This window comes from Halobacteriovorax sp. RT-1-1 (assembly GCF_047085455.1).
Classification (GTDB): domain Bacteria; phylum Bdellovibrionota; class Bacteriovoracia; order Bacteriovoracales; family Bacteriovoracaceae; genus Halobacteriovorax_A.
Map to the genome: position 1 here is coordinate 121,175 of NZ_JBKIXZ010000001.1, position 19,364 is coordinate 140,538.

Here is a 19,364-nt window from a genome sequence, read left to right on the forward strand (position 1 = left end):
ATGAGTTACGGTTTAGGTGCCTACAAACAAACATCTGTAAAAACAGCAAGTAAGGAGCAAATCCTACTTATGCTTTATCAAGCTGCTATTAAAAATTGTAAAAAAGCAATTGAAGCAATTGAAAAGAAGGACTTATCTGCGAAAGGACAATTTATTGGAAAGCTACAAGATATTATCATCGAGCTTAACAGTAGTTTAGACTTTGAAGTTGGTGGAGATGTGGCCAAAGAACTTTCATCTTTATATGACTTTATGCTTTTTTCAAGTACACAGGCAAATATCAAAATTGACAAGGAGCCATTAAAAGGAGTCCTTGAAGTTTTAACGACGCTATATGAAGGTTGGCAAGAAGCTGTTAAGCAACTTAGAGTTGAGCAAAAGGCTAAATAATGAACACAATAGAGATCTTTAATAAGATCACTAGACATCTAGATTTACTGGGACTTCTCGTTAACTCTACAAAGTCTATGATCACTTCATGTAACAATGGAAGATTTGACCTCGTTGATAATATCTCTGAAAATAGAGAGCGACTGATTAATATCATTCGCCTACTCCAAGATGATATTGAAGCTGAAATTCAGAATAATAAAGTGATTTATCCACAAGAAGATATCGAAATCTTTAAATCTTGGATACAAGATGTCACGGAACTTGTTCATGAAAATCAAAAGCTTGATGATGAGTGCTTAAACCTACTATCACAAGCAAAAGAGTCAACTACTAAAGAAATCTCAACTGTCTTCAAAAAACGTCAACAATTTCAGGGCTACAACCTGAACAATGTAAAAAACAGGTAATACTAGACCAGTTTGCCCCCTTAATCGAAATTATAGTATAATATGGTGGAGCTCTAGGAAAGAGCTTCACTTTATATAAAGACCATTGGGCCTTAGGACGAGGAAATTATGGAACTAGCAAAAGAATTAGTACAAGCAATTCCTGCAAAATCACTTTCTTTCTTAGATATACATTCGTACGAAATTAAACAATCACGAAGTAATTTAAAGGTACCTGTTATTAACGGCGTACACCTACATTCGAATTACCATCCTGCAAAGGAAGCTAAAAAGCTAATCGCCAATATCGAGCATCAACTTAAAGAGAATAAGAATTTATTAATTTTAGGTTTAGGTTTTGCCTACCACGTCTATGAAGCATGTAAGCTTCTTGAGATATACCATGGTCAAGATTATAAAGTTATTGTCATTGAACCTAATGAGCAAACATACACAGAATGTATAAAGAACAATTTATTTCCAAATAAAAATATCGAAGTATATGCCACTGATGATGTGGCGAGTATCTATAAAGAAAAGAATGTCGCATCATTTCTTTCTCAAAAACCAACTATACTTACTCATGCTCCCTCATTCTCTCTTTACAATAAGTTCTACAAAGACTTTTTAGATTTTGAAGCGAGTAGCAAAATCGGTGACTGTATCGAGCATATTAAATCGAGCGAACTTAAGTCCCTACTCTATAATGCTGATCAAGACTTAACAATTGATCAACATATCGAAAGAGCAATATATCAAACAAATCAATTTAAAAATAAAAATGATTTTTTACTCCTGGCTTTTGATGCCGTAATCAAGCAAGGTTAAGAGGAATAGATGAAAGATATACTAATTATCAACTTCAAAAGACATGGTGACATTTTTCAAATGGGACGACTTGTCTCATCACTAAAGAACAAACACCCTGAAGCAAATATAACGATTTTAATTAACAAAGAATTTGAAAAGTCTGCTGAGTTACTAAATGGTGTTAAAAATATCATCACACTTGATAGAAAAAAGATTGTTAGCTACAAAAAAAATAAGATCTATTCAAACGGCTTTGCTCTCGATGAATTTGGTAAAACGATAAAAGAAATTAATAAAAGTTGGAATTTAGTAATAAACTACTCTAACGATAGAATCTCAACGAGTTTAGCATCATATATAAACAAAGAATTTAAAGGTATTCAATTTGACCTCAACTGTAATGTTAAATACTCAAACGAATGGGCAGTTGTATTTAATGATGTACTTACACAGCAAAAATATGCTCCACTAAATTTCAATGATTGCTATCATAAGATGGTTGGAATTGAAGAAAACAACTCATTCAATGCCCTACACGTTTCAAATGAATACAATAAGGTATGCCATCAAAATTTCTTAAAAATGAGAAAGGCCGAAGGAAAAATCGATCCTAAGCTGATAGCTATTCAACTAACAGCATCAAATATTAACAAAATGATTGAAAGGCAAGAACTTATCAATCTAATCAACAAACTTAATGCACAAGAAGATACGATCCCATTGCTAGTGATCGCTCCGACATCAGACGAAAGATCTTATGCTAATAAAATCAATTCAGAACTAGACAAGAAAGCTGTAACAATTGAAGCACAGTTCAGTGCTCTTCCATCAGTGTTAATCAACTGTGATCTTTTAATTACACCAGATACAGCAATAAAGCATATGGCAGATATATTAGATGTTCCAACAATTGAGCTTTCAATGGGTCCTTCACCATTTCTTAAACAAGGAACAACAAATCTAGAAAGTATGATTATCACTCCACGAATTAAAGATCGTGACTTTGCTTATGGCCCAAGTGCACACACGGAAAAACAAGTTAGAAATAATGAAATCATTAAAGCTGAAGATATTATTTATGTACTTAATAAGTATTTCCTAAATAAAGAAGAACAATATCTACAAAACACTGACATATCGATTTATCAAATCAAACACGACGAATTAGGTGGTTTCTATAAAAATATAGAAGGACGTATCGATACAGAAATAGAGCTTGAAAGGTATCTATCAAGAGATTTCTTATATCGAAAAATAGAACGAAAAACACTTTCTGGACACGGTATTGTCGAAAGTGACTTAAACTTTACGTCCAACTGGCTAGAGCAAGCTCAGGGGGAATTAATTAAATCCTCACGTCATGTGTTAGCAGCAATTAAGGCAACACTTGCACAAGACGCGCAAAAACTACAAGCAAAGTTAGCGGATATTAATTTATATATAGGTCATACATCTGATTACTGCGCACTTCCATTTTTATTCTACAGAGCAAAAATTAATAATATCGAAACACCGACTCTATCAGAAGTAGAGCATATTTTAATCGCTTTAAAAAATGATCTACAAATACAATTTGAACAAATTAAAGAAGTATCAAATTTAGTAAGAGAGAGTCGTAGTAGATTACGAGAAGAATCTACAAAGGAATTATTAAATGAATCAAGATCATAACAATTTAAGGACTGAATTCTTCAAAGAACTTGAAAGAATTCAAGAGAAACAAGTCAAAAGAGAAAACTTGAGCGAAGACGACATGGCCTTTTTATATCTATGTTCTGTCCTAGAAGAAGAATAGGAGCAATCAATGAACGCCTTAAAAAACGAAGCAGATAATAAAAAGACCATTGCAATAATTCAAACAACAAGAATTGGTGATCTTCTGCAAACATCTCATGCCGTTAAGCTACTAAAAGAAAATCATCCCGAATATAGAGTTGTCCTAGTAGCGCGTAAAAAATTTGCTACACCGATCATGTTCTTGTTAGAAAAGGTATTTGATAAAGTTGTAACAATTGAGCACAAAACAGCAATGTTTGGAGCTGACAATGTGAGAGAGGCCCTCTCTAAATTAAAGAAACAACTTAAAGAAATTAATGAACAAAATATCGATGTATCAATCAACCTCGCTTTTTCTAAATCTGCGACATATCTACATTCGCTTATTGAATCAAGTAATAAAGTAGGTCCATACTTCAACGACTTACATGAGAGAGTGATCACAGACAGATGGTCACAATACCTTTACTCAACAGTAATGAGAGGTGATCTTAACCCATTTAATCTAGTTGACCTATTCTCTTCAATCATTGGGACAACAAAGAAGCTCACTCATTTAAGTAATAAAGATTATTCAAGTGAAAAGAAAACAAATTTATTAATTCACCCATTTGCATCAAATGAAAAAAAGATGTGGAAAGCGAACCGATGGGTTGAAGTTATTTACCAAACATTAAAAAAGAATGAGAATGTAAAAGTATATATTTGCGGCTCTAATCAAGATCAAAAATCAGCAGATGAAATTTTAAATTCTGAGCTAATTAGGCCCTTTAAGGATCGTGTTAATCTATGGATTGGTTTTGATCTAAAAGAACTATATTCAAAAGTCGATAGTTCTTTTTTATTCGTGGGCCATGATTCAATGATTGGGAATCTTCTAAGTTTCAAAAACATAAAAACTTTAACAATATCCCTAGGTACTGTTAGGCCGCATGAAACAACTCCTTATGCTCTAGACAACTACAACCTAGCGCCTAAAACAGAGTGTGCACCTTGTTTCCCAAAGGATGAGTGCACTGAGTTCAAATGTCACAACGATGTTCCATACAACATTACTCATCAATGTATTGGACAGTTATTAAATAATAACAAAATTAATATCGAGGAATTAAATAGCTCATGTTCGTCTCTCTCTTTAAGTAGAGTAAAGCTTTATCATTCTGACATGCTTGATAATGGAGACTTATATATTAGAGAATCACTACATAAGGATCAAGATGCAAAAGAAGTTATGCGAAATTTCTATCACATTGCGTGGACTAGCATTTTTACTGAAATTAACACTAGCATGGATATCCCTTCTTTTAATATTCAAACTAAAGCACAACTAAGTTCACAGTCAAAAGGTATTGAAACATTATATGAGCTGTCAGAATTTGGTAAAAAGTACTCGCGATACATAATCGAAGAAATTAGTAAGAATACACCAAGCTTAGAAGAGATAAAGAAGTTTTCAGCAAAACTAGATGAAATCGATCGTCTTAGTGATCTTGTATCGACTTCTTATCCACTATTAGCACCAGTCATAGACTTTGCGAAAGTTGCTAAAAACAATCTACAAGGAAATAATCTTGTAAAATTATCCGAAGCTGCATTCTACACGTATAACGAGATATCTCTTATGTGTAGTGTCCTTTACGAATTTTTCGAAAAATGCTCACTCATTAACAAGTCCAAACCAGAGGCAAGGGAAAATATATGATCACATTAGAACTAGGAAACGATAGCTTTTCTTTAGATGGAAATTCGATTTCCCTTAGACAGGCCATAACAGCAATTGAAACAGATGGTATATCAGATAATGAATCAATCACAGCAGTTGTCATTGAAGGCAAATCTTTTTCAATTGATGAAGTTGGAGAATTATTAGACTACACGCTCGAAGAGCTTGGCTACCCTAGTCTACAAATTAAAAACTCTTATGAATTGGCTTTTGAAGCATTGGAAGATTGTAAAAGATATATTGATGAATTAGTTGATAAAATCTTAATTACTACAGATGAGTTCAATAAAGGAAATATTGATCAAGGGAACTTATTTTTTGCAGATTTAATTGAGTTACTCGATCTATATGTTCACTTAATTACGAGAATTCATGCTACGGCAAGAAAAGCAAACAAGAATTTCTTCTCAGATAAAGAAGTAATTAAGAATCTTGAGATTCACCTATTTTCAGTTATTAAAGCACTTATCCCAGCACGTGAAAACAATGATATTGTAATGCTTTCTGACTTGCTAGAGTATGAACTAATAGATAATCTTAAACAGTGGAAAATCAGAGCAATACCACTCATTCAAGAGTCAAAGATAAATTTTTAAATATTTATGCAGATAAAGCTGTCTTGGATTCATTATTTCAAGACAGCAAATTTTTAACTACCTCAAAAAAAAATTCTCAACTACAGATCGTTAAATATAATAAAGATGAAATTGAATTAAAAATCAATAGTAAGAAATTCGTTCTAATGAATTCGACAGATTTTCTTTCTGATAAAATATGTGATGCAAAAGAGCTAACTCTACTGCCAAGCAAAGAATTTCAATTTAAAAAGAAAGATAGTATTCGATCATTCCTAAAGGCACTTACAAATGCAGATGAGTTAAATGGATTTAGCTCCTCTCAAATGCTCATTCATCAAAAAGGTACTACTAATATATACTCTATCACCTACAAAAATGATGAATATTATGAGACTTATCAAGAACCTACTTTTTTTAACACTTTATTCGCAAAAGTTAGAAAGAGTAAAAATAAGTCTTTTGATCAAAAAGAGTTACTTAATAAGGATATACAATTAGACGGACATTTCTTAGCAAAAGAATTATCGTTTCGTGACTTTAACTTAATTATTCTCCTATCACGTAATGACCTATTCCCTATTGCAGATATAGACAGAACAAACTTCGACAAGTTGATCATTAAATCTATTCCTAAGTTATTTAATATAATAACTGTAGAAAGTAGCAGGCAATCAAAAATCGAAAGAGATAAAATTCTCTCTAATTTCCCTATCAATTCTTTTGTTATTGAAGATGATGGAGTTAAGATCAATCAAATCGGTATTGAAGATCATCAACAAGACACAAGCTCACTTCATCATGAAAGAATACTACTAATGGGAGAACTCTTAAACACACTAAGGCACGAACTCAGTAACCCACTTTTTGGAATTGATCTTTCTCACAATCTTCTCATAGAACAAACTGAAGACTTCGATGTAAAAGATACACTTTCGCATATATCAAACAGCGTAAAAAGATCACAAGCTATTATTCAAGAGTTTTCAAATTTATATAAGGATGATGAAGAGTTCACTTCAACATCATTAAAAAACTTAATTGCTGAAACAATCATTTTAACAAAATCGGAATCAAGATCCCACAAAGTTAATTTTGACATGAGCAATGATATCGAAATAATGACTAACGGAACATTATTAAGTCAGGTTATATTTAATTTACTTATTAACAGCTCACAATCACTTAATGTTAACAATATTGCAAACTCAAGAATCGATATTAACGTTAGTGAAGTTAATAATAAGATTTTGATCGATATAATTGATAATGGGCCTGGAATATCTAAAGATATAGAAAACAATATATTCAATCCGTTTTTTACAACAAAAGACACTGGAACAGGACTAGGCTTAGCAATTTGTAAAAATTTAACTAAAAAGATTAATGGTGATATTTATCTCATTGAATCCGAAGAAGGCGCCCACTTCCAAATAAATATTCCCAAGGTAAATCATGAAAATACTAGTTGTTGAAGATGAGCTTCTGATACAGAAAACTATTGTAACTCTACTTAAACGAAAAGGGGTAGATGTTATGTCTACGGCCAGTGGAAAAGAAGCAATAGAACTTATCAAAGAACACAATTATGAGCGTATTATTTGTGATTTAATGCTTCAAGATATTACTGGTTTTGATATAATAGAAGAATCCAAAACTAAATATAATGAATCAGAAATTTCAAAGATTTTTTATATTATTACTGCATACAGTTCTGAGCAAATTGTTCAAAGGGCTGCAAGTTATGGTTGTAAAGTAATACAGAAACCTTTTGATGATATAAATAACTTTTTAAATGAAGTTATAATTGAGGAATAAATGGCAATAACAAACAAAGTAGCAATAATCTTAAAGCCAAAAGTAGTGACAGAATTTTCAACTGTTCTACCAAATTTAACAAATTGGCTAATAAGAAGAAAGGTCGATGTCTACTTTGAAAAATCTCAAGAATCACGCATCTTAAAAATATTCAAAAACAGCCAACCTGAAAATTTTAATTTCATTAATCGAGATGATATTGCTAAAAAATGCAAAATACTAATTACGCTTGGTGGTGATGGGACCTTAATTGGTGCTGTAAGAAGTAAAGACATTAAGAAGGTGAATATCTTTGGAATAAACATGGGTAATCTTGGATTTATCGCTGAGTTTGCAAAGCACGATTTCTATGAAGGTCTTGAAATGGCACTGAAGGGAAAATTAAAAACTCGCAAAGTTCAGATATACCAAGCTGAGATTACACGCCCTGGACACAAGAAAATTAAACTAAACTTTATGAATGATGCTGTTATTACTAAATCTGGTATTTCAAGAATGTTTAATCTTGAACTAGAGGCAAATGGCGAGAGTATATACAACCTAGCAGGAGATGGATTAATCGTGAGTACACCGATTGGGTCAACAGCATACTCACTAGCTGCGAATGGACCAATTCTACACCCTAGTGTTAAAGGAGTTGTCCTCACTCCAATTTGTCCACATGCCCTAACCCATAGACCGATGGTTCTACCAGATAATGAAACATTAAGTATTATTATTCCACGTGGGCAAGAAGACATTTATCTTACTATTGATGGACAAAAAGAATTTAAACTAGAGCCTAAAGACGAGATTCAAATAAAAAAATCTAGAAGTAGTCATGTAAACTTCTATATTAACGAAGAAAGAAATTACTTTAGAACTTTAAAAGAGAAGTTTAAATACGGAAGAAGATAAGATTAAATTAATTCTTCAAAACTATAGTCATCATTGATAATTAAAAACTTATTTGAAGCTGGTACGTATCCACAGTTATAGTATGAAAAATTCTCAGAAACGTATTCATCTTGATAATGACTATGGCCACAGATAATTATATCGACATTGTATTCTCTTGAAGCAATTTCAGCACTCTTTCTAAACTTATCGCGAATTCCATCATTCAATTGTGTTTGACCATATCGTTTTTCATTTCTTTGTCTACTTTTATGAGAAAGGTAATCCCCAATCGCCTTTACGATCTTATAATTGAATATATATTTTGAAATAAGTGCTAAAGGGTAACTCCTAATAAAGCCACGCCATACTCGGTAATTGAAATTTTCAATTTCTATCTCATCGCCATGGCAGAATAAAACTTTTCTTTCATTCACAATTTCTACAAATGGTTTAGTTTTTACAATTATTCCATTATCAGTTAGTAAGTCTTCAATATGAAAATCGTGATTTCCTTGTATATAGAAAATTGTCGCACCTATATCTTTAATTTCCTTGATACGTGTAAAGAACCAGTCGTATTGCTTTTCATACTCTTGGTAGCTTCCAACCATTAAGTCAAAAATATCACCTAGTAAATAAATACGATCATTTTCATTGAAATCAATAGATAGAAATTTTTTAAGAAATTCAGAATTTTTTTGATCCCATTTCACGTGGACATCAGAAATCACATAACAACTCATAAAGTAATCATATAGGATTAGTGCAGATAATCAAAGTAGATCTTTAATAAGATTATCACAACCCGCTTGAAGCTTTTTCACATGCTTTCGATATTCGGGGTTATTATCAATTGCAACTGCAATTCGATAAGCACCGTATGGAAATCTTGAAATCTGATAAGGTCTGATCTTCTTTTTATTTACAACATGGCCTTTCACATGAATTTTTTCTTTTGCAAATCCTACCTCAAAATTTAATACCTCATTCTTATTACTAAAGAGCTGTTCATATTGAGATGCACCCAAGACAAAAGAAATCCCTCCTTCACTTATATCGAAGATTTCATATTTTATATTTTGAAAACAACTATAAAGTGGAATCAAAGGCTCAAAGCGTTCATGTTCACGTCTCTCGAGTCTCTTCTCCTTTACTGGATACGAGATCTCTAAGCTATTACCATGTGATGCATTTAACTCGCTAATGAATATTAATTGTAAATCTGGAATATAGAACTTTAACAGTCCTGGCCCTCGAACAAAGTGGGCCAAGCTATCTCTTAAACCATCTTCTATTGTTAAAAAGATTTGTTTGGCAAAGGCATTAAGACTTTTTATTTTGGCCGGAAGTCTAACGATATTATGATCAATAACGTCCCAGACAATAACTTCACTGTTTTCATTTATTGATTCAATAATATCTTGTTCAAACTTCTTTGTGCTCATTTGTCTCTCAACCTTAGTATACTTCTTTCTCCTAAAAAGGCGGCCTTGGTCTCTCCTACACAAGGCCGCTTAATTATTTAAGAAAGGAGTGGGGGCAGGACCCCCATATTTATTAACCTACTAATCTAAGTGCTGCAGAGTTCAGATTATTAGCCTGTGCTAACGATGAGATACCTGCTTGCTTAGCAATATTAGAAGAAGCTAATTGAGATGACTCGAAGGCCACGTCAGCATCCTCAATTACAGATCTTGACGAGTCTAAGTTAGTCGCTTGAATCTCAAGGTTATTAACCGAAGATTGCAGCCTTGACTGAATCGCACCGAGATTCGCTCGTTGCTCTGATAAACTCGTAATGGCCTCATCCACGTTCTCCATTGACGATCTTGCATCATCTTTAGAAGAAACGCTTAAACCTGAAATATTCAGTGCGGATGAAGTTGCATTTGTTTGAGAAGGGTCATATTGAATTTGCCCACTATCGCCAGCAAATGTACCAACCTGAATATCCATCTCGGAACCTGATCCATTTAATAATTCAATCGATCCATACTTTGTCGACTCAGCAATACGATCAACTTCTTTAACCAATTGCTGATATTCTTTATCAAGGAAGCCACGTTCAGTATCACCAATCGTATCCGATGCGGCCTGAACTGATAGCTCTCTCAATCTTACTAAAATATTACTTGTTTCATTCATGGCACCTTCAGCAGTCTGAACCATTGAAATACCATCATTTGCGTTTCGAGAAGCCTGACGTAAACCCTTAACTTGTGCTTCCATATTCTTAGCAATCGCTAAACCGGCAGCATCATCTGCGGACTTGTTAATCCTCTTACCACTCGATAACTTCTCCAAGGCCTCCCCGGAAGCTTTACCTGTTTGTTTAATGTTTTTCTGCACCATTTGCGCAGCGGTATTAGTTGCAATACGTAAACCCATTTTTTTCTCCTTTCCTCACGTCCTACTAAAATAGCTTTCAGACAAAATTAGTGTTCACAAATACCTGTTCGTTACACTCGGTTAAATACTTTAGTTAATCCCTCAAATATTTGGAAAAAAGTATATAAATTAACATGAATTCAATAGGTTAGAAATTAAGGTATCAATAATAAGTACTTAAAAAGTGGATGAAAATCGACATTATTTTTTGCCACTAATAAATGATTAGGATCATATTTTGAAATAAGATTTATGAATATAATTAGAAATGAGCGATTCTCTCTCCTGAGTTTCTGCTCTTTCAAGATTCTAGTGGGCCACGTGAAAACGTGGTCTATTTATTTAAGCTCAATTTTTCAAAATGAAAGTATAAGATAAATGAATAAGGGCCTTCCGAAGAAGGCCCTTACTTGTAGATGTTGCTTTCGATTTAGATTTTTACTTAACCGATCAGTCTCAGTGCAGATTGGCTCGAAGCGTTTGCTTGCGAAAGTACCGAAGTTGCAGAGTTAGTAAGGATATTCGCCTTAGCTAAGTTTGCAGACTCTGCTGCTACATCTGTATCTCTGATTCGTGAATTTGCGGCACTCATATTTTCATTAGAGATTTCTAGGTTATTAATTGTAGACTGTAGTCTATTTTGTAAAGCCCCTAGCTCCGCACGTCCACCAGACACTGATGTCATCGCCTTATCAATAGCCTCAAGGTTAGTCTGAGCGTCACCTTTTGTTGCAACAGAAAGCCCACCAATACCTAGGTCTTCTGTCTTAACTGATACTGCTGATGGCTTGTAAGCAATTCTGTCATTAGTTTCATCATTATATAAACCAATTTGGAATTCCTTATCGTCACCTTCACCATTAATTAGTGATGTTCCGTTAAACTGTACTGACTCTGCAATTCTATCAACTTCTTTAGTTAGTTGTTGGAATTCTTTATCAGTAAATTCACGTTCAGTATCACCAATTGTATCTGATGCAGATTGTACTGAAAGCTCTCTTAGACGAACTAAAATATTTGATACTTCGTTCATCCCACCTTCAGCGATCTGAATCATTGAGATACCATCACCCGCGTTTCTTGCCGCTTGTTGAGTACCTCTGATATTCGCTCTTAACTTTTCAGATATCGCAAGTCCTGCAGCATCGTCACTTGCCTTGTTAATTCTTGAACCTGATGAAAGCTTGTTTAAAGACTCATCTTGTGTTCTCTTAACTTGACCTAGACTTCTTTGTGCTGAAATTGACTGTGTGTTCGTGTTAATTCTTAATCCCATTACTATTCTCCTCGAATAAGCAACCTCCTTGTGTAATTTGCGTTGAAACTCCTTGTCTCAACAATTTTAAATCCCAAACAACCAGACCCATCTGGTTGCAATACCCATAACGGTTACTCGGAAATATTCTTGAGAGAAAAGTGGAAGATTTTTTACTTTTTTGGACGCAGTATTTGCCACGATGACAATATGATGCCGAACAGCTCCGACCGACTACTACAGGAGCTCAGGAGAATCAATTACTTAAGAAACAAATCGTTCAAATCAAGCATATACTGGAGCATTTCACTCGGTGATTTAATTTTATAATCAATAGGAAATCTATTTTTTAATGAAGTATTAATAAATGCAAAATCATTATTAGCAACATAGTGCTTACTTCTTAAATTTGATAATTTAAAATTACAATCTTGAAATTTTACAACAACGACTAATCCAGATTTGAGAGTAGCTTTAATTGTTTTTAAAATTTGCGAAAAAGGAATTTCAATACTAGATTCTTCGTTAGAAATAACAGCGTAATCTTGATGTAAATGTATATACACTTACGATCTACCTTGAATCTTTTCGATTAAATTCGTCGTAGAATAGCCGTCTTCAAAGTTTAGACTTAGCACTTGTCCACCATTGGCCGTTACAACATCATGTCCAACAATTTGCTCAATGGCCCAGTCTCCACCTTTAACTAGAGTATTTGGTAAAACAGCATTAATCAATTCATACGGCGTATCTTCATCAAAAATAAAAACCTTATCAACGGCTTTTAAATTTTCAAGCATAAATTGGCGATCATTCTCTGGATTAACAGGTCTATCTTCACCTTTCAAACGCTTAACGCTGCTATCTGAATTGAGTCCAATGATAAGTACATCACCGAGCTTCTTCGCTTCATTTAAGTACATTAAATGTCCACGATGGAGAATATCAAAGCAGCCATTTGTAAAAACAATTTTTTGCCCACTAAAGTTAGCTTCAACATAATCCTTTGCTTCTTGATATTTCATTACTTACTCTTTTTTAAACTATTTCCAAAGAACTTCTTATCAAGCCCTAGAATATACGGAAGACCTAAAAGTGGAATTGAAATGAATTCAAATAAAGTTCTTTCAATAATAGTATTAAATGCTGCTTCATTAGAAAGCTTTGGTTTTAATCCACAGATGTATTGACCAAAAGTAGGTCTATAAACTGATGTTATACGATAGATAATATGAATCAGCACAAATAAAGCAATCAAAAATCTATAATTTGAATTTTGAAGTGTGATTTCAATAAATGACTCTTGAGGTAGGCCACTTACTAAAAACATTGCAGCTAATGTGACAGCAAAAACAACTAAAGACACACTCATATCAATTATGTAAGAAGCAAAACGCCTTGCAATTGAAACATCTTGAGCTTTACTCTTAATTTCAATTTCACGATTTACTTTAGGAATCTCAGACTCAGTTCCTTTACGATAGAAAGCTTCAAGTTCTGATGGAACACTCATTTCTTTTTCACGGCCAAGAACTTTATTAAAGTTATTAACATGTGACTGAGTTGGTGTAACTTCAACTCTGGCACTTTTTAATACTTCTTTACTTGCTCTTCCATGGTGAAAGCCTAGACCTTCATTAATTGGCTTAAATGGTATATCTTCAATTTCAAAGTCTTCAAATTCTTCGAAGTCATTTAAATTTATTGGTTTCTTATTATGTTGTGTATCTAAATTCATCCCTGAGCCCTCTTATAATAGGATGACACATTTTTTATTTAACATCAAATTTTCCAAGTACATAGCCCACAATTGTCAGTACTGCACTTTCCGTTTTGAGAATAGGTGTCGCTAGCCTAAGGCCAATTACATTATTCTCTTTAAACATAAGTTCTTCTTCACGGTTAGAGAGACCACCCTCCGGTCCAATGATAATTAAAATACGTTTATCTTTGATGCTTTTAATGTCTTCGATATCATTACCATTTGCACGGGATAATGTCGTTAGGAATATATAATCATACTGATGGAAGATCTCAAAAAGAGCATCTAGACTAGCAGTTTCATGATGCACAATCGGCATATAAGGATTATTAGATTGAATTAACGAGCTTTCAATTACAGAGCTAACACGATCAAAGTTCTTTATTGACCAGTTAGAATAATCTGCTTGAAACGGAAATACTTCAGAGATACCGACTTGAGTTGCATTCTTAAGTGCGTTTTCAAAAGCCTCTCTTTTTGGAAGACCTATTGCTAAGTCGATATTTGAAAACTTATCTACTTTCTCAAAGGATTTTATTTTAAGAGAAACTTCTCTCTTGGTGCAATTTATAACTTCACTTGTATAACGACCACCTTGACCATCAAGTAGTAGTACTTCATCGCCTTTTTTAACTCTTACGACTTTAATTAAGTGGTGGCTTCGATCATCTGAAAAGCTTAGTATTCCATCAATCGATGGAGAAAGATCATCTCGAGTATAAATAGCACGCATGAACTACTCCTTTCTTAAAAGAATTGCAGACCAATCACCTTTAGATAATACATCAATTTTCTTCAAAGACTTATACTCTTCAATTACATCATTAACTTGTTCATTTAAGATTCCAGATAAAACTAAATAACCATTATCATCTAGGGAATCTAGGAGCACTTCCTTTTCTGAAACAAGAACATGCATAAGTATATTTGCAAAAACTAACTTGTACTTATCATCAAGATTAAAGCGTTTACGAGCAACTAGTCGATGTCCATTTAAGCGATCTTCATCTAAATTAAGTTTTAAGTTTTCATGACAATTATCAAGTGCTGCTGGATCAATATCAACAAAGTCTACGAGCATATTACTCTTTTTGATTGCACCAATACCTAGAATTCCAGAGCCACATCCAAAGTCTAGACACAGATCTTTATCCTTAAATGAATCCTTAACGGCCATAAAATGTTTCAAGCATAAATAAGTTGTTTCATGCTCACCTGTACCGAAGCCCATTCCAGGAATAATATAGATATTGTTATTATTTGATTTGTAATCTTCTTCTTTAAACCATTCAGGAATTACACTTAGCTCTGGAGTTACTTCAATAGGTGCATAGTGCTTTTTCCAAACTTCATTCCAATCTGAGTATTCCTCATCCTTAACTTCAATAGATAAGTCCATACCTTCAATCGCTTTAACAAAATCATGGGCCCTATTAATGTCACCTTGGAAGAAAAAGTAATTAAACTTTTTCACATCTTGGTCATCTGATATATCAACGACTTCATCAATAACAGATTCTGGAACATCTCCACCAGAATAGGCTCTTTCTCCTAAAATTTCATCAACACGAGCTTCTTCCATTGAGAATTCTTCAATCCCATCAACTTCAAAGTCATTAAGGGCGATTTTATTTACTTCTTCACACTGTGAGCTACTTTGAAACTCGATCGTAACAATTTTAAAGATTTCAGTTTTTACAGACATTCTCAATTTCCTTTAAAACTAGAAAGTTTCCATTTGGATATATCTCTTTCAGTTTTATACATTTACTCATCACCCAAATAACATGCGGGTGCCATAAACTAATATATGGGTATTGTTCGTTTACTACAATATTGGCTTTTTTATAAAGAGCAACTTCCTTCTTCTTATCAATAGTTTGCTCTGCCTTTACAATTAAATTATCGAATTCTTTATTATCAAAAAAGACACGATTTGCACCTTTTGGGGCCATATTTTCAGAGTAAAAAGCGAACTTAAGCATATCTTGACCAGTAAAGCCGATCCAACGCCCTAAATAAAGATCATATTCCCCTCTTTTGACTCCCCTAAGAAATGTTCCCCACTCCTGAGGGACAACATTAACAACGAGACCAAATTTTTCGAATTCATTCTTGATAATTGTTACAAGTTCTTGTTGAAACTTATTACTACTAGTCTTCCAAGTTAGAGAGAATGTCTTACCTTCTGGGTCGTACCAAACACCATTCTTCCTTACAAAGCCCGCTTTTAAAAAAAGATCATAAGCGACTTTAGGATCAAACTCATCGACGGGCATGTCTATATAGAAACTCTTAAATGATTTTGCGAACAGTCCATTAGATGCAACAGCATTATTTTTAAATTTATATTCTATAATTTTGTTACGTGGAACGAGATGGCTTAACGCCTTTCTAATATTAACATTTTGTAGAACACCCTTCTTTTGATTTAGTCCTATAAAATTATAATCTGTTCCCAAAACCTTTTGAACATTCACATCACTATTCTTTTCTAAGTAGTTAACCTTACGAGGTGAAATATTAGCGACAGAAAGATCAATCTCACCTTTAATAAGCTTCAAAGAAAGGGTTGTTTCATCTTTAACGACAACAAAATTTAAATCATAATGACCTTTCTTAAGTGACTTCAAGTCGATTTGTAGTGGAGCAATTTTAGTTATCTTATAATCACCTGCACCTACAATATCGACCATTTCAACCTTATCGATAACGTCGTAATTAGGAATTTGAATAATTTTAAATAGAACTAAGTTAGGAAGATGATCAAGGCCAAAACTCATATAAATTAATTCGAATGTTAATTTATCTATAATCTTAACTTCTGTTATATTTCCAAATGCGAATCTAAAAATTGATTTGATCTTAGCCGTTTCTGTGAAATAAAAATGAGACTTTTGAACATCTTTAGAAGTTAATTCTTCACCGTTAGAAAATTTGAGACCTGGCTTAAGTTTAAAGCGAATCTTATAATTATCCTTTGTGCGAAATTCCTTGAACGATTCACACAACTGACAAATAGGTTGCATATTACTGTCAAAGTCGATTAGTGATGCATTAATAAGACGATTGATATTTTGCGAATTTGCATCAGTTGAAAAAAATGGGCTTAAGCTATTAGGCGATGATGAGATTGCGACATTAAGACTCGCTCCGTAAACCATTGAACTTAGGAAAGAAATTAGCAAAATAGATAAAATTCTAGACATCGAATATCCCTGACGAATGACACAAATGTAATTATTATAAGATTATCACCTCTTTTATTTGATGTGAACTCAATCTGTGATAAGTTACTGAAAACATTAAAACAAAGGTCATCTATGAAGCTAATTGGAATCACTGGTGGTTCAGGTTCAGGAAAAACTACTTTTGCATCAAAGGTAATTTCTAAACTACCAAAAGAGAAAGTGTCAGTTCTATCAATGGACTCTTACTATCTACCAGAGCAACCAAAAGAGCATTATACGAAATCAGGACGACCAAATTACGACCATCCTCAAGCATTTGACTGGCCTCTTCTTCAACAACATATTACAGCACTGAAGAATGACGAGTCGATTGAAGTTCCAAATTACGATTTCAAAACGAGTAATCGTACCGCTACAACGACGACTTTAAAACCTACACCAGTTGTTCTCTTTGAAGGAATCTTCACACTTTTTGATCAAGAAATTAGAGAGAAATTAGATATACGTTGCTTTCTCCATGTTGAAGCAGATATTCGCTTCACAAGAAGACTTAATCGAGATGTTGCAGAAAGAGGTAGAAGTTTAGAAAGTGTTATCAATCAATACTACGATAGCGTACGTCCAATGTATGAAAAGTTTTTAGCACCTCAAAGACAATATGCAGACTTCATCGTTGGAGAAGAAACTGATGTTGCATCTGAGATATTAGCTGCAAGATTACTACAATTAGTTGAACACAATAAAGAATTCGAATTATTGCTGAATTCGACAAAAGGATCTTAATGTCTAACTTAAATATTTCACCTCTCGGCGGAGTTGGACAGATTGGTTCTAACGCGACTTTAGTATCATATAAAAATACAAACCTGATTATCGATAGTGGAATTCTATTTCCTTACGAAGACTGTTTTGATATCAACTACTTGATTCCAGATTTAAAAAATGTTGAAGTTGAGATTGATGCTTTAATTATTACTCACGGCCACGAAGATCATATTGGTGCGATATCTCACTATATTGAAAGATTTCCTGAAGCAGAAGTATATGCTCCAACTTTCGCAAAAGAACTAATTGAAGATAAATTATCGTATTTGAATCTTTCAAAAAAAATAAATCGCTTAGAGAGTCAATTAATCCTCAATGAAATTGAAATAGACATCGTCCATGTTAATCACTCTATTCCAAACACTAAAGGGATTCATCTTGGTATCAAAGAAATCGATACTGGAGTGCTTTTTATTTCCGATTTCAAGTGTGATTTTAATTCGGAATACGAGGAACCGATTGAATTAGAAAAGATCAATCTTCTGTCTAAGAAATTTAGTAATAGAATTGCAATGCTAGATTCTACAAATATTACAAGCAGCAATGATAGAACGACATCAGAGTCGGAACTAAAAAAAGACTTAGCTACTTTTATTTCAGACGCTAAGGGACGAGTATTCATAACTTGCTTTGCTTCTAACATTCATCGCCTACAAACTATTTTCAATATTGCTCAAGAACTCAAATTGAAAGTCGTTCCCTATGGTCGTTCATTACTTAAGTACACACAAATTGCTAGAGAATGTGAAATCTTCAATGATCATGGACTAGTGCGTGAAGTTGAGTCAGTAGCAGACTTAAAGAAAAAACATATTATTCTTTGCTCAGGTAGCCAAGGCGAGTTCAGAGGAACAGTAAAAAGAATTACAAGTACAAGTGATAAGTATTATAAACTTAATGAAACCGATACTTTCATCTTTAGTTCAAAAGCTATACCGGGAAATGAAAAAAAATTATCTCTTCTTTATAATGAAATTACAGATAAGGGTTGTGAAGTCATAACACATTACAATGGAATGATTCACGCATCTGGCCATCCTGGTAAAGCAGACCTTAAAGATGTATACGATCACTATAAACCAACGATTGCTATTCCAATTCATGGGGAAACATATTTTCTAAGAAAGCATTGCGAATTTATAAAATCAATCCTTCCTAATACACAAGCTATTGAGATTAAGAATCACGACTGCATTTCATTTACACAAGATGGTAAATTAAAAGTTAATCGTTCACAGGAGATTCCTCCAATTTTAATCCACGGCAATAGAATTGTTATTGAGCGCGAAAAAATTTCAGAAAGAAGAAAAATGGCCACCCTCGGTACAGTCTTTGTTTCTATTTCAAATAATAGTCTAAAACGTTCAAAACATAGAGTTCACGTAACAACAATGGGAATCCCTGAGGATTCAGATCAAATTAGTCAACTACAAGAAATTTGCTTTGATTACTTCAACGAAAATGGAACGATCGATCAGAGAACAGAACGCATCAGGGTAGCGGTAAGAAGATATTTTCAAAATATACTAGGATATAGGCCCCTGGCCATTGTTCATATTTGCTAAGTCCATTAAACTAATAAC

General features: G+C 33.4%; 22 protein-coding genes. 12 read left to right on the plus strand and 10 right to left on the minus strand.

Going from position 1 to position 19,364, the window contains the following annotated elements:
- The 10 genes from fliS to ACMAWV_RS00645 all read left to right on the plus strand — a co-directional run bounded on the left by fliS (position 1) and on the right by ACMAWV_RS00645 (position 8,378).
- Positions 1 to 390, plus strand: a complete 390-nt coding sequence (gene fliS, locus ACMAWV_RS00600) for a flagellar export chaperone FliS (protein WP_103218492.1) — start codon at positions 1 to 3, stop codon at positions 388 to 390.
- Positions 390 to 800: a hypothetical protein gene (locus ACMAWV_RS00605; RefSeq protein ID WP_103218493.1), complete on the plus strand. Its 411-nt coding sequence runs from the start codon at positions 390 to 392 to the stop codon at positions 798 to 800. The genes fliS and ACMAWV_RS00605 overlap by 1 nt, the downstream gene beginning before the upstream one ends.
- Positions 801 to 908: 108 nt before the next feature.
- A complete protein-coding gene (locus ACMAWV_RS00610; RefSeq protein WP_412470442.1) occupies positions 909 to 1,607 on the plus strand; it encodes a hypothetical protein in 699 nt (232 codons plus the stop codon).
- 9 nt (positions 1,608 to 1,616) lie between these two features.
- Positions 1,617 to 3,260: a glycosyltransferase family 9 protein gene (locus ACMAWV_RS00615; RefSeq protein ID WP_412470443.1), complete on the plus strand. Its 1,644-nt coding sequence runs from the start codon at positions 1,617 to 1,619 to the stop codon at positions 3,258 to 3,260.
- A complete protein-coding gene (locus ACMAWV_RS00620) occupies positions 3,244 to 3,384 on the plus strand; it encodes a hypothetical protein (protein WP_158246910.1) in 141 nt (46 codons plus the stop codon). Before ACMAWV_RS00615 ends, ACMAWV_RS00620 begins: the two co-directional genes overlap by 17 nt.
- 9 nt (positions 3,385 to 3,393) lie before the next feature.
- Positions 3,394 to 5,067, plus strand: coding sequence for a glycosyltransferase family 9 protein (locus tag ACMAWV_RS00625; RefSeq protein ID WP_412470444.1), 1,674 nt, complete (start codon positions 3,394 to 3,396; stop codon positions 5,065 to 5,067).
- Positions 5,064 to 5,684 carry a hypothetical protein gene (locus tag ACMAWV_RS00630; protein ID WP_103218497.1) on the plus strand — a complete coding sequence of 207 codons (621 nt, stop codon included), beginning with the start codon at positions 5,064 to 5,066 and terminating at the stop codon, positions 5,682 to 5,684. Before ACMAWV_RS00625 ends, ACMAWV_RS00630 begins: the two co-directional genes overlap by 4 nt.
- Positions 5,633 to 7,138, plus strand: coding sequence for a sensor histidine kinase (locus tag ACMAWV_RS00635; RefSeq protein ID WP_412475811.1), 1,506 nt, complete (start codon positions 5,633 to 5,635; stop codon positions 7,136 to 7,138). Before ACMAWV_RS00630 ends, ACMAWV_RS00635 begins: the two co-directional genes overlap by 52 nt.
- Positions 7,119 to 7,481, plus strand: a complete 363-nt coding sequence (locus ACMAWV_RS00640) for a response regulator (RefSeq protein WP_103218499.1) — start codon at positions 7,119 to 7,121, stop codon at positions 7,479 to 7,481. Before ACMAWV_RS00635 ends, ACMAWV_RS00640 begins: the two co-directional genes overlap by 20 nt.
- Positions 7,482 to 8,378 (plus strand): NAD(+)/NADH kinase, encoded by an 897-nt coding sequence (locus ACMAWV_RS00645; RefSeq protein ID WP_103218500.1) that lies wholly within the window; start codon positions 7,482 to 7,484, stop codon positions 8,376 to 8,378.
- A 2-nt stretch (positions 8,379 to 8,380) separates the two neighbouring features.
- On the opposite strand, the gene ACMAWV_RS00650 is transcribed toward ACMAWV_RS00645, so the two are convergent.
- The 10 genes from ACMAWV_RS00650 to ACMAWV_RS00695 all read right to left on the minus strand — a co-directional run bounded on the left by ACMAWV_RS00650 (position 8,381) and on the right by ACMAWV_RS00695 (position 16,974).
- Positions 8,381 to 9,103, minus strand: a complete 723-nt coding sequence (locus tag ACMAWV_RS00650) for a UDP-2,3-diacylglucosamine diphosphatase (protein ID WP_412470446.1) — start codon at positions 9,101 to 9,103, stop codon at positions 8,381 to 8,383.
- Positions 9,104 to 9,133: 30 nt separating this feature from the next.
- Positions 9,134 to 9,805 carry a PilZ domain-containing protein gene (locus ACMAWV_RS00655; protein WP_103218502.1) on the minus strand — a complete coding sequence of 224 codons (672 nt, stop codon included), beginning with the start codon at positions 9,803 to 9,805 and terminating at the stop codon, positions 9,134 to 9,136.
- Positions 9,806 to 9,917: 112 nt separating this feature from the next.
- Entirely contained in the window at positions 9,918 to 10,748 is an 831-nt protein-coding gene (locus ACMAWV_RS00660) for a flagellin (protein WP_103218503.1), read from the minus strand.
- 442 nt (positions 10,749 to 11,190) lie between these two features.
- Positions 11,191 to 12,024 (minus strand): flagellin, encoded by an 834-nt coding sequence (locus ACMAWV_RS00665; RefSeq protein ID WP_103218504.1) that lies wholly within the window; start codon positions 12,022 to 12,024, stop codon positions 11,191 to 11,193.
- 239 nt (positions 12,025 to 12,263) lie between these two features.
- Positions 12,264 to 12,569 (minus strand): hypothetical protein, encoded by a 306-nt coding sequence (locus ACMAWV_RS00670; RefSeq protein WP_103218505.1) that lies wholly within the window; start codon positions 12,567 to 12,569, stop codon positions 12,264 to 12,266.
- The gene (rfaE2, locus tag ACMAWV_RS00675) at positions 12,570 to 13,028 is read right to left on the minus strand and encodes a D-glycero-beta-D-manno-heptose 1-phosphate adenylyltransferase (RefSeq protein WP_103218506.1); all 459 of its coding nucleotides are present in this window, start codon (positions 13,026 to 13,028) and stop codon (positions 12,570 to 12,572) included. It lies immediately after the preceding gene.
- Positions 13,028 to 13,741 carry an RDD family protein gene (locus ACMAWV_RS00680; protein WP_103218507.1) on the minus strand — a complete coding sequence of 238 codons (714 nt, stop codon included), beginning with the start codon at positions 13,739 to 13,741 and terminating at the stop codon, positions 13,028 to 13,030. Before ACMAWV_RS00680 ends, rfaE2 begins: the two co-directional genes overlap by 1 nt.
- Before the next feature lie 34 nt (positions 13,742 to 13,775).
- A complete protein-coding gene (locus tag ACMAWV_RS00685) occupies positions 13,776 to 14,498 on the minus strand; it encodes an RsmE family RNA methyltransferase (RefSeq protein ID WP_103218508.1) in 723 nt (240 codons plus the stop codon).
- Positions 14,499 to 14,501: 3 nt separating this feature from the next.
- On the minus strand, positions 14,502 to 15,470 hold the full coding sequence (locus ACMAWV_RS00690; RefSeq protein ID WP_103218509.1) for a 50S ribosomal protein L11 methyltransferase: 969 nt from the start codon (positions 15,468 to 15,470) through the stop codon (positions 14,502 to 14,504).
- Positions 15,454 to 16,974, minus strand: a complete 1,521-nt coding sequence (locus ACMAWV_RS00695; protein WP_412470447.1) for an ABC transporter substrate-binding protein — start codon at positions 16,972 to 16,974, stop codon at positions 15,454 to 15,456. The genes ACMAWV_RS00690 and ACMAWV_RS00695 overlap by 17 nt, the downstream gene beginning before the upstream one ends.
- 114 nt (positions 16,975 to 17,088) lie before the next feature.
- On the opposite strand from ACMAWV_RS00695, the gene udk reads away from it, so the two are divergent.
- Complete coding sequence (gene udk / locus ACMAWV_RS00700) at positions 17,089 to 17,739, plus strand: uridine kinase (protein ID WP_103218511.1); 651 nt, start codon at positions 17,089 to 17,091, stop codon at positions 17,737 to 17,739.
- Positions 17,739 to 19,346 carry a ribonuclease J gene (locus ACMAWV_RS00705; protein WP_412470448.1) on the plus strand — a complete coding sequence of 536 codons (1,608 nt, stop codon included), beginning with the start codon at positions 17,739 to 17,741 and terminating at the stop codon, positions 19,344 to 19,346. Before udk ends, ACMAWV_RS00705 begins: the two co-directional genes overlap by 1 nt.
- Positions 19,347 to 19,364: the final 18 nt, after the last annotated feature.

Excerpts from the sequence above, each read along its gene's own strand:
- fliS (WP_103218492.1), top strand. The coding sequence starts at position 1 with ATGAGTTACGGTTTAGGTGCCTACAAACAAACATCTGTAAAAACAGCA.
- ACMAWV_RS00605 (WP_103218493.1), top strand. The coding sequence starts at position 390 with ATGAACACAATAGAGATCTTTAATAAGATCACTAGACATCTAGATTTA.
- ACMAWV_RS00610 (WP_412470442.1), top strand. The coding sequence starts at position 909 with ATGGAACTAGCAAAAGAATTAGTACAAGCAATTCCTGCAAAATCACTT.
- ACMAWV_RS00615 (WP_412470443.1), top strand. The coding sequence starts at position 1,617 with ATGAAAGATATACTAATTATCAACTTCAAAAGACATGGTGACATTTTT.
- ACMAWV_RS00620 (WP_158246910.1), top strand. The coding sequence starts at position 3,244 with ATGAATCAAGATCATAACAATTTAAGGACTGAATTCTTCAAAGAACTT.
- ACMAWV_RS00625 (WP_412470444.1), top strand. The coding sequence starts at position 3,394 with ATGAACGCCTTAAAAAACGAAGCAGATAATAAAAAGACCATTGCAATA.
- ACMAWV_RS00630 (WP_103218497.1), top strand. The coding sequence starts at position 5,064 with ATGATCACATTAGAACTAGGAAACGATAGCTTTTCTTTAGATGGAAAT.
- ACMAWV_RS00640 (WP_103218499.1), top strand. The coding sequence starts at position 7,119 with ATGAAAATACTAGTTGTTGAAGATGAGCTTCTGATACAGAAAACTATT.
- ACMAWV_RS00645 (WP_103218500.1), top strand. The coding sequence starts at position 7,482 with ATGGCAATAACAAACAAAGTAGCAATAATCTTAAAGCCAAAAGTAGTG.
- ACMAWV_RS00650 (WP_412470446.1), bottom strand. The coding sequence starts at position 9,103 with ATGAGTTGTTATGTGATTTCTGATGTCCACGTGAAATGGGATCAAAAA.
- ACMAWV_RS00655 (WP_103218502.1), bottom strand. The coding sequence starts at position 9,805 with ATGAGCACAAAGAAGTTTGAACAAGATATTATTGAATCAATAAATGAA.
- ACMAWV_RS00660 (WP_103218503.1), bottom strand. The coding sequence starts at position 10,748 with ATGGGTTTACGTATTGCAACTAATACCGCTGCGCAAATGGTGCAGAAA.
- ACMAWV_RS00665 (WP_103218504.1), bottom strand. The coding sequence starts at position 12,024 with ATGGGATTAAGAATTAACACGAACACACAGTCAATTTCAGCACAAAGA.
- rfaE2 (WP_103218506.1), bottom strand. The coding sequence starts at position 13,028 with ATGAAATATCAAGAAGCAAAGGATTATGTTGAAGCTAACTTTAGTGGG.
- ACMAWV_RS00680 (WP_103218507.1), bottom strand. The coding sequence starts at position 13,741 with ATGAATTTAGATACACAACATAATAAGAAACCAATAAATTTAAATGAC.
- ACMAWV_RS00685 (WP_103218508.1), bottom strand. The coding sequence starts at position 14,498 with ATGCGTGCTATTTATACTCGAGATGATCTTTCTCCATCGATTGATGGA.
- ACMAWV_RS00690 (WP_103218509.1), bottom strand. The coding sequence starts at position 15,470 with ATGTCTGTAAAAACTGAAATCTTTAAAATTGTTACGATCGAGTTTCAA.
- ACMAWV_RS00695 (WP_412470447.1), bottom strand. The coding sequence starts at position 16,974 with ATGTCTAGAATTTTATCTATTTTGCTAATTTCTTTCCTAAGTTCAATG.
- udk (WP_103218511.1), top strand. The coding sequence starts at position 17,089 with ATGAAGCTAATTGGAATCACTGGTGGTTCAGGTTCAGGAAAAACTACT.
- ACMAWV_RS00705 (WP_412470448.1), top strand. The coding sequence starts at position 17,739 with ATGTCTAACTTAAATATTTCACCTCTCGGCGGAGTTGGACAGATTGGT.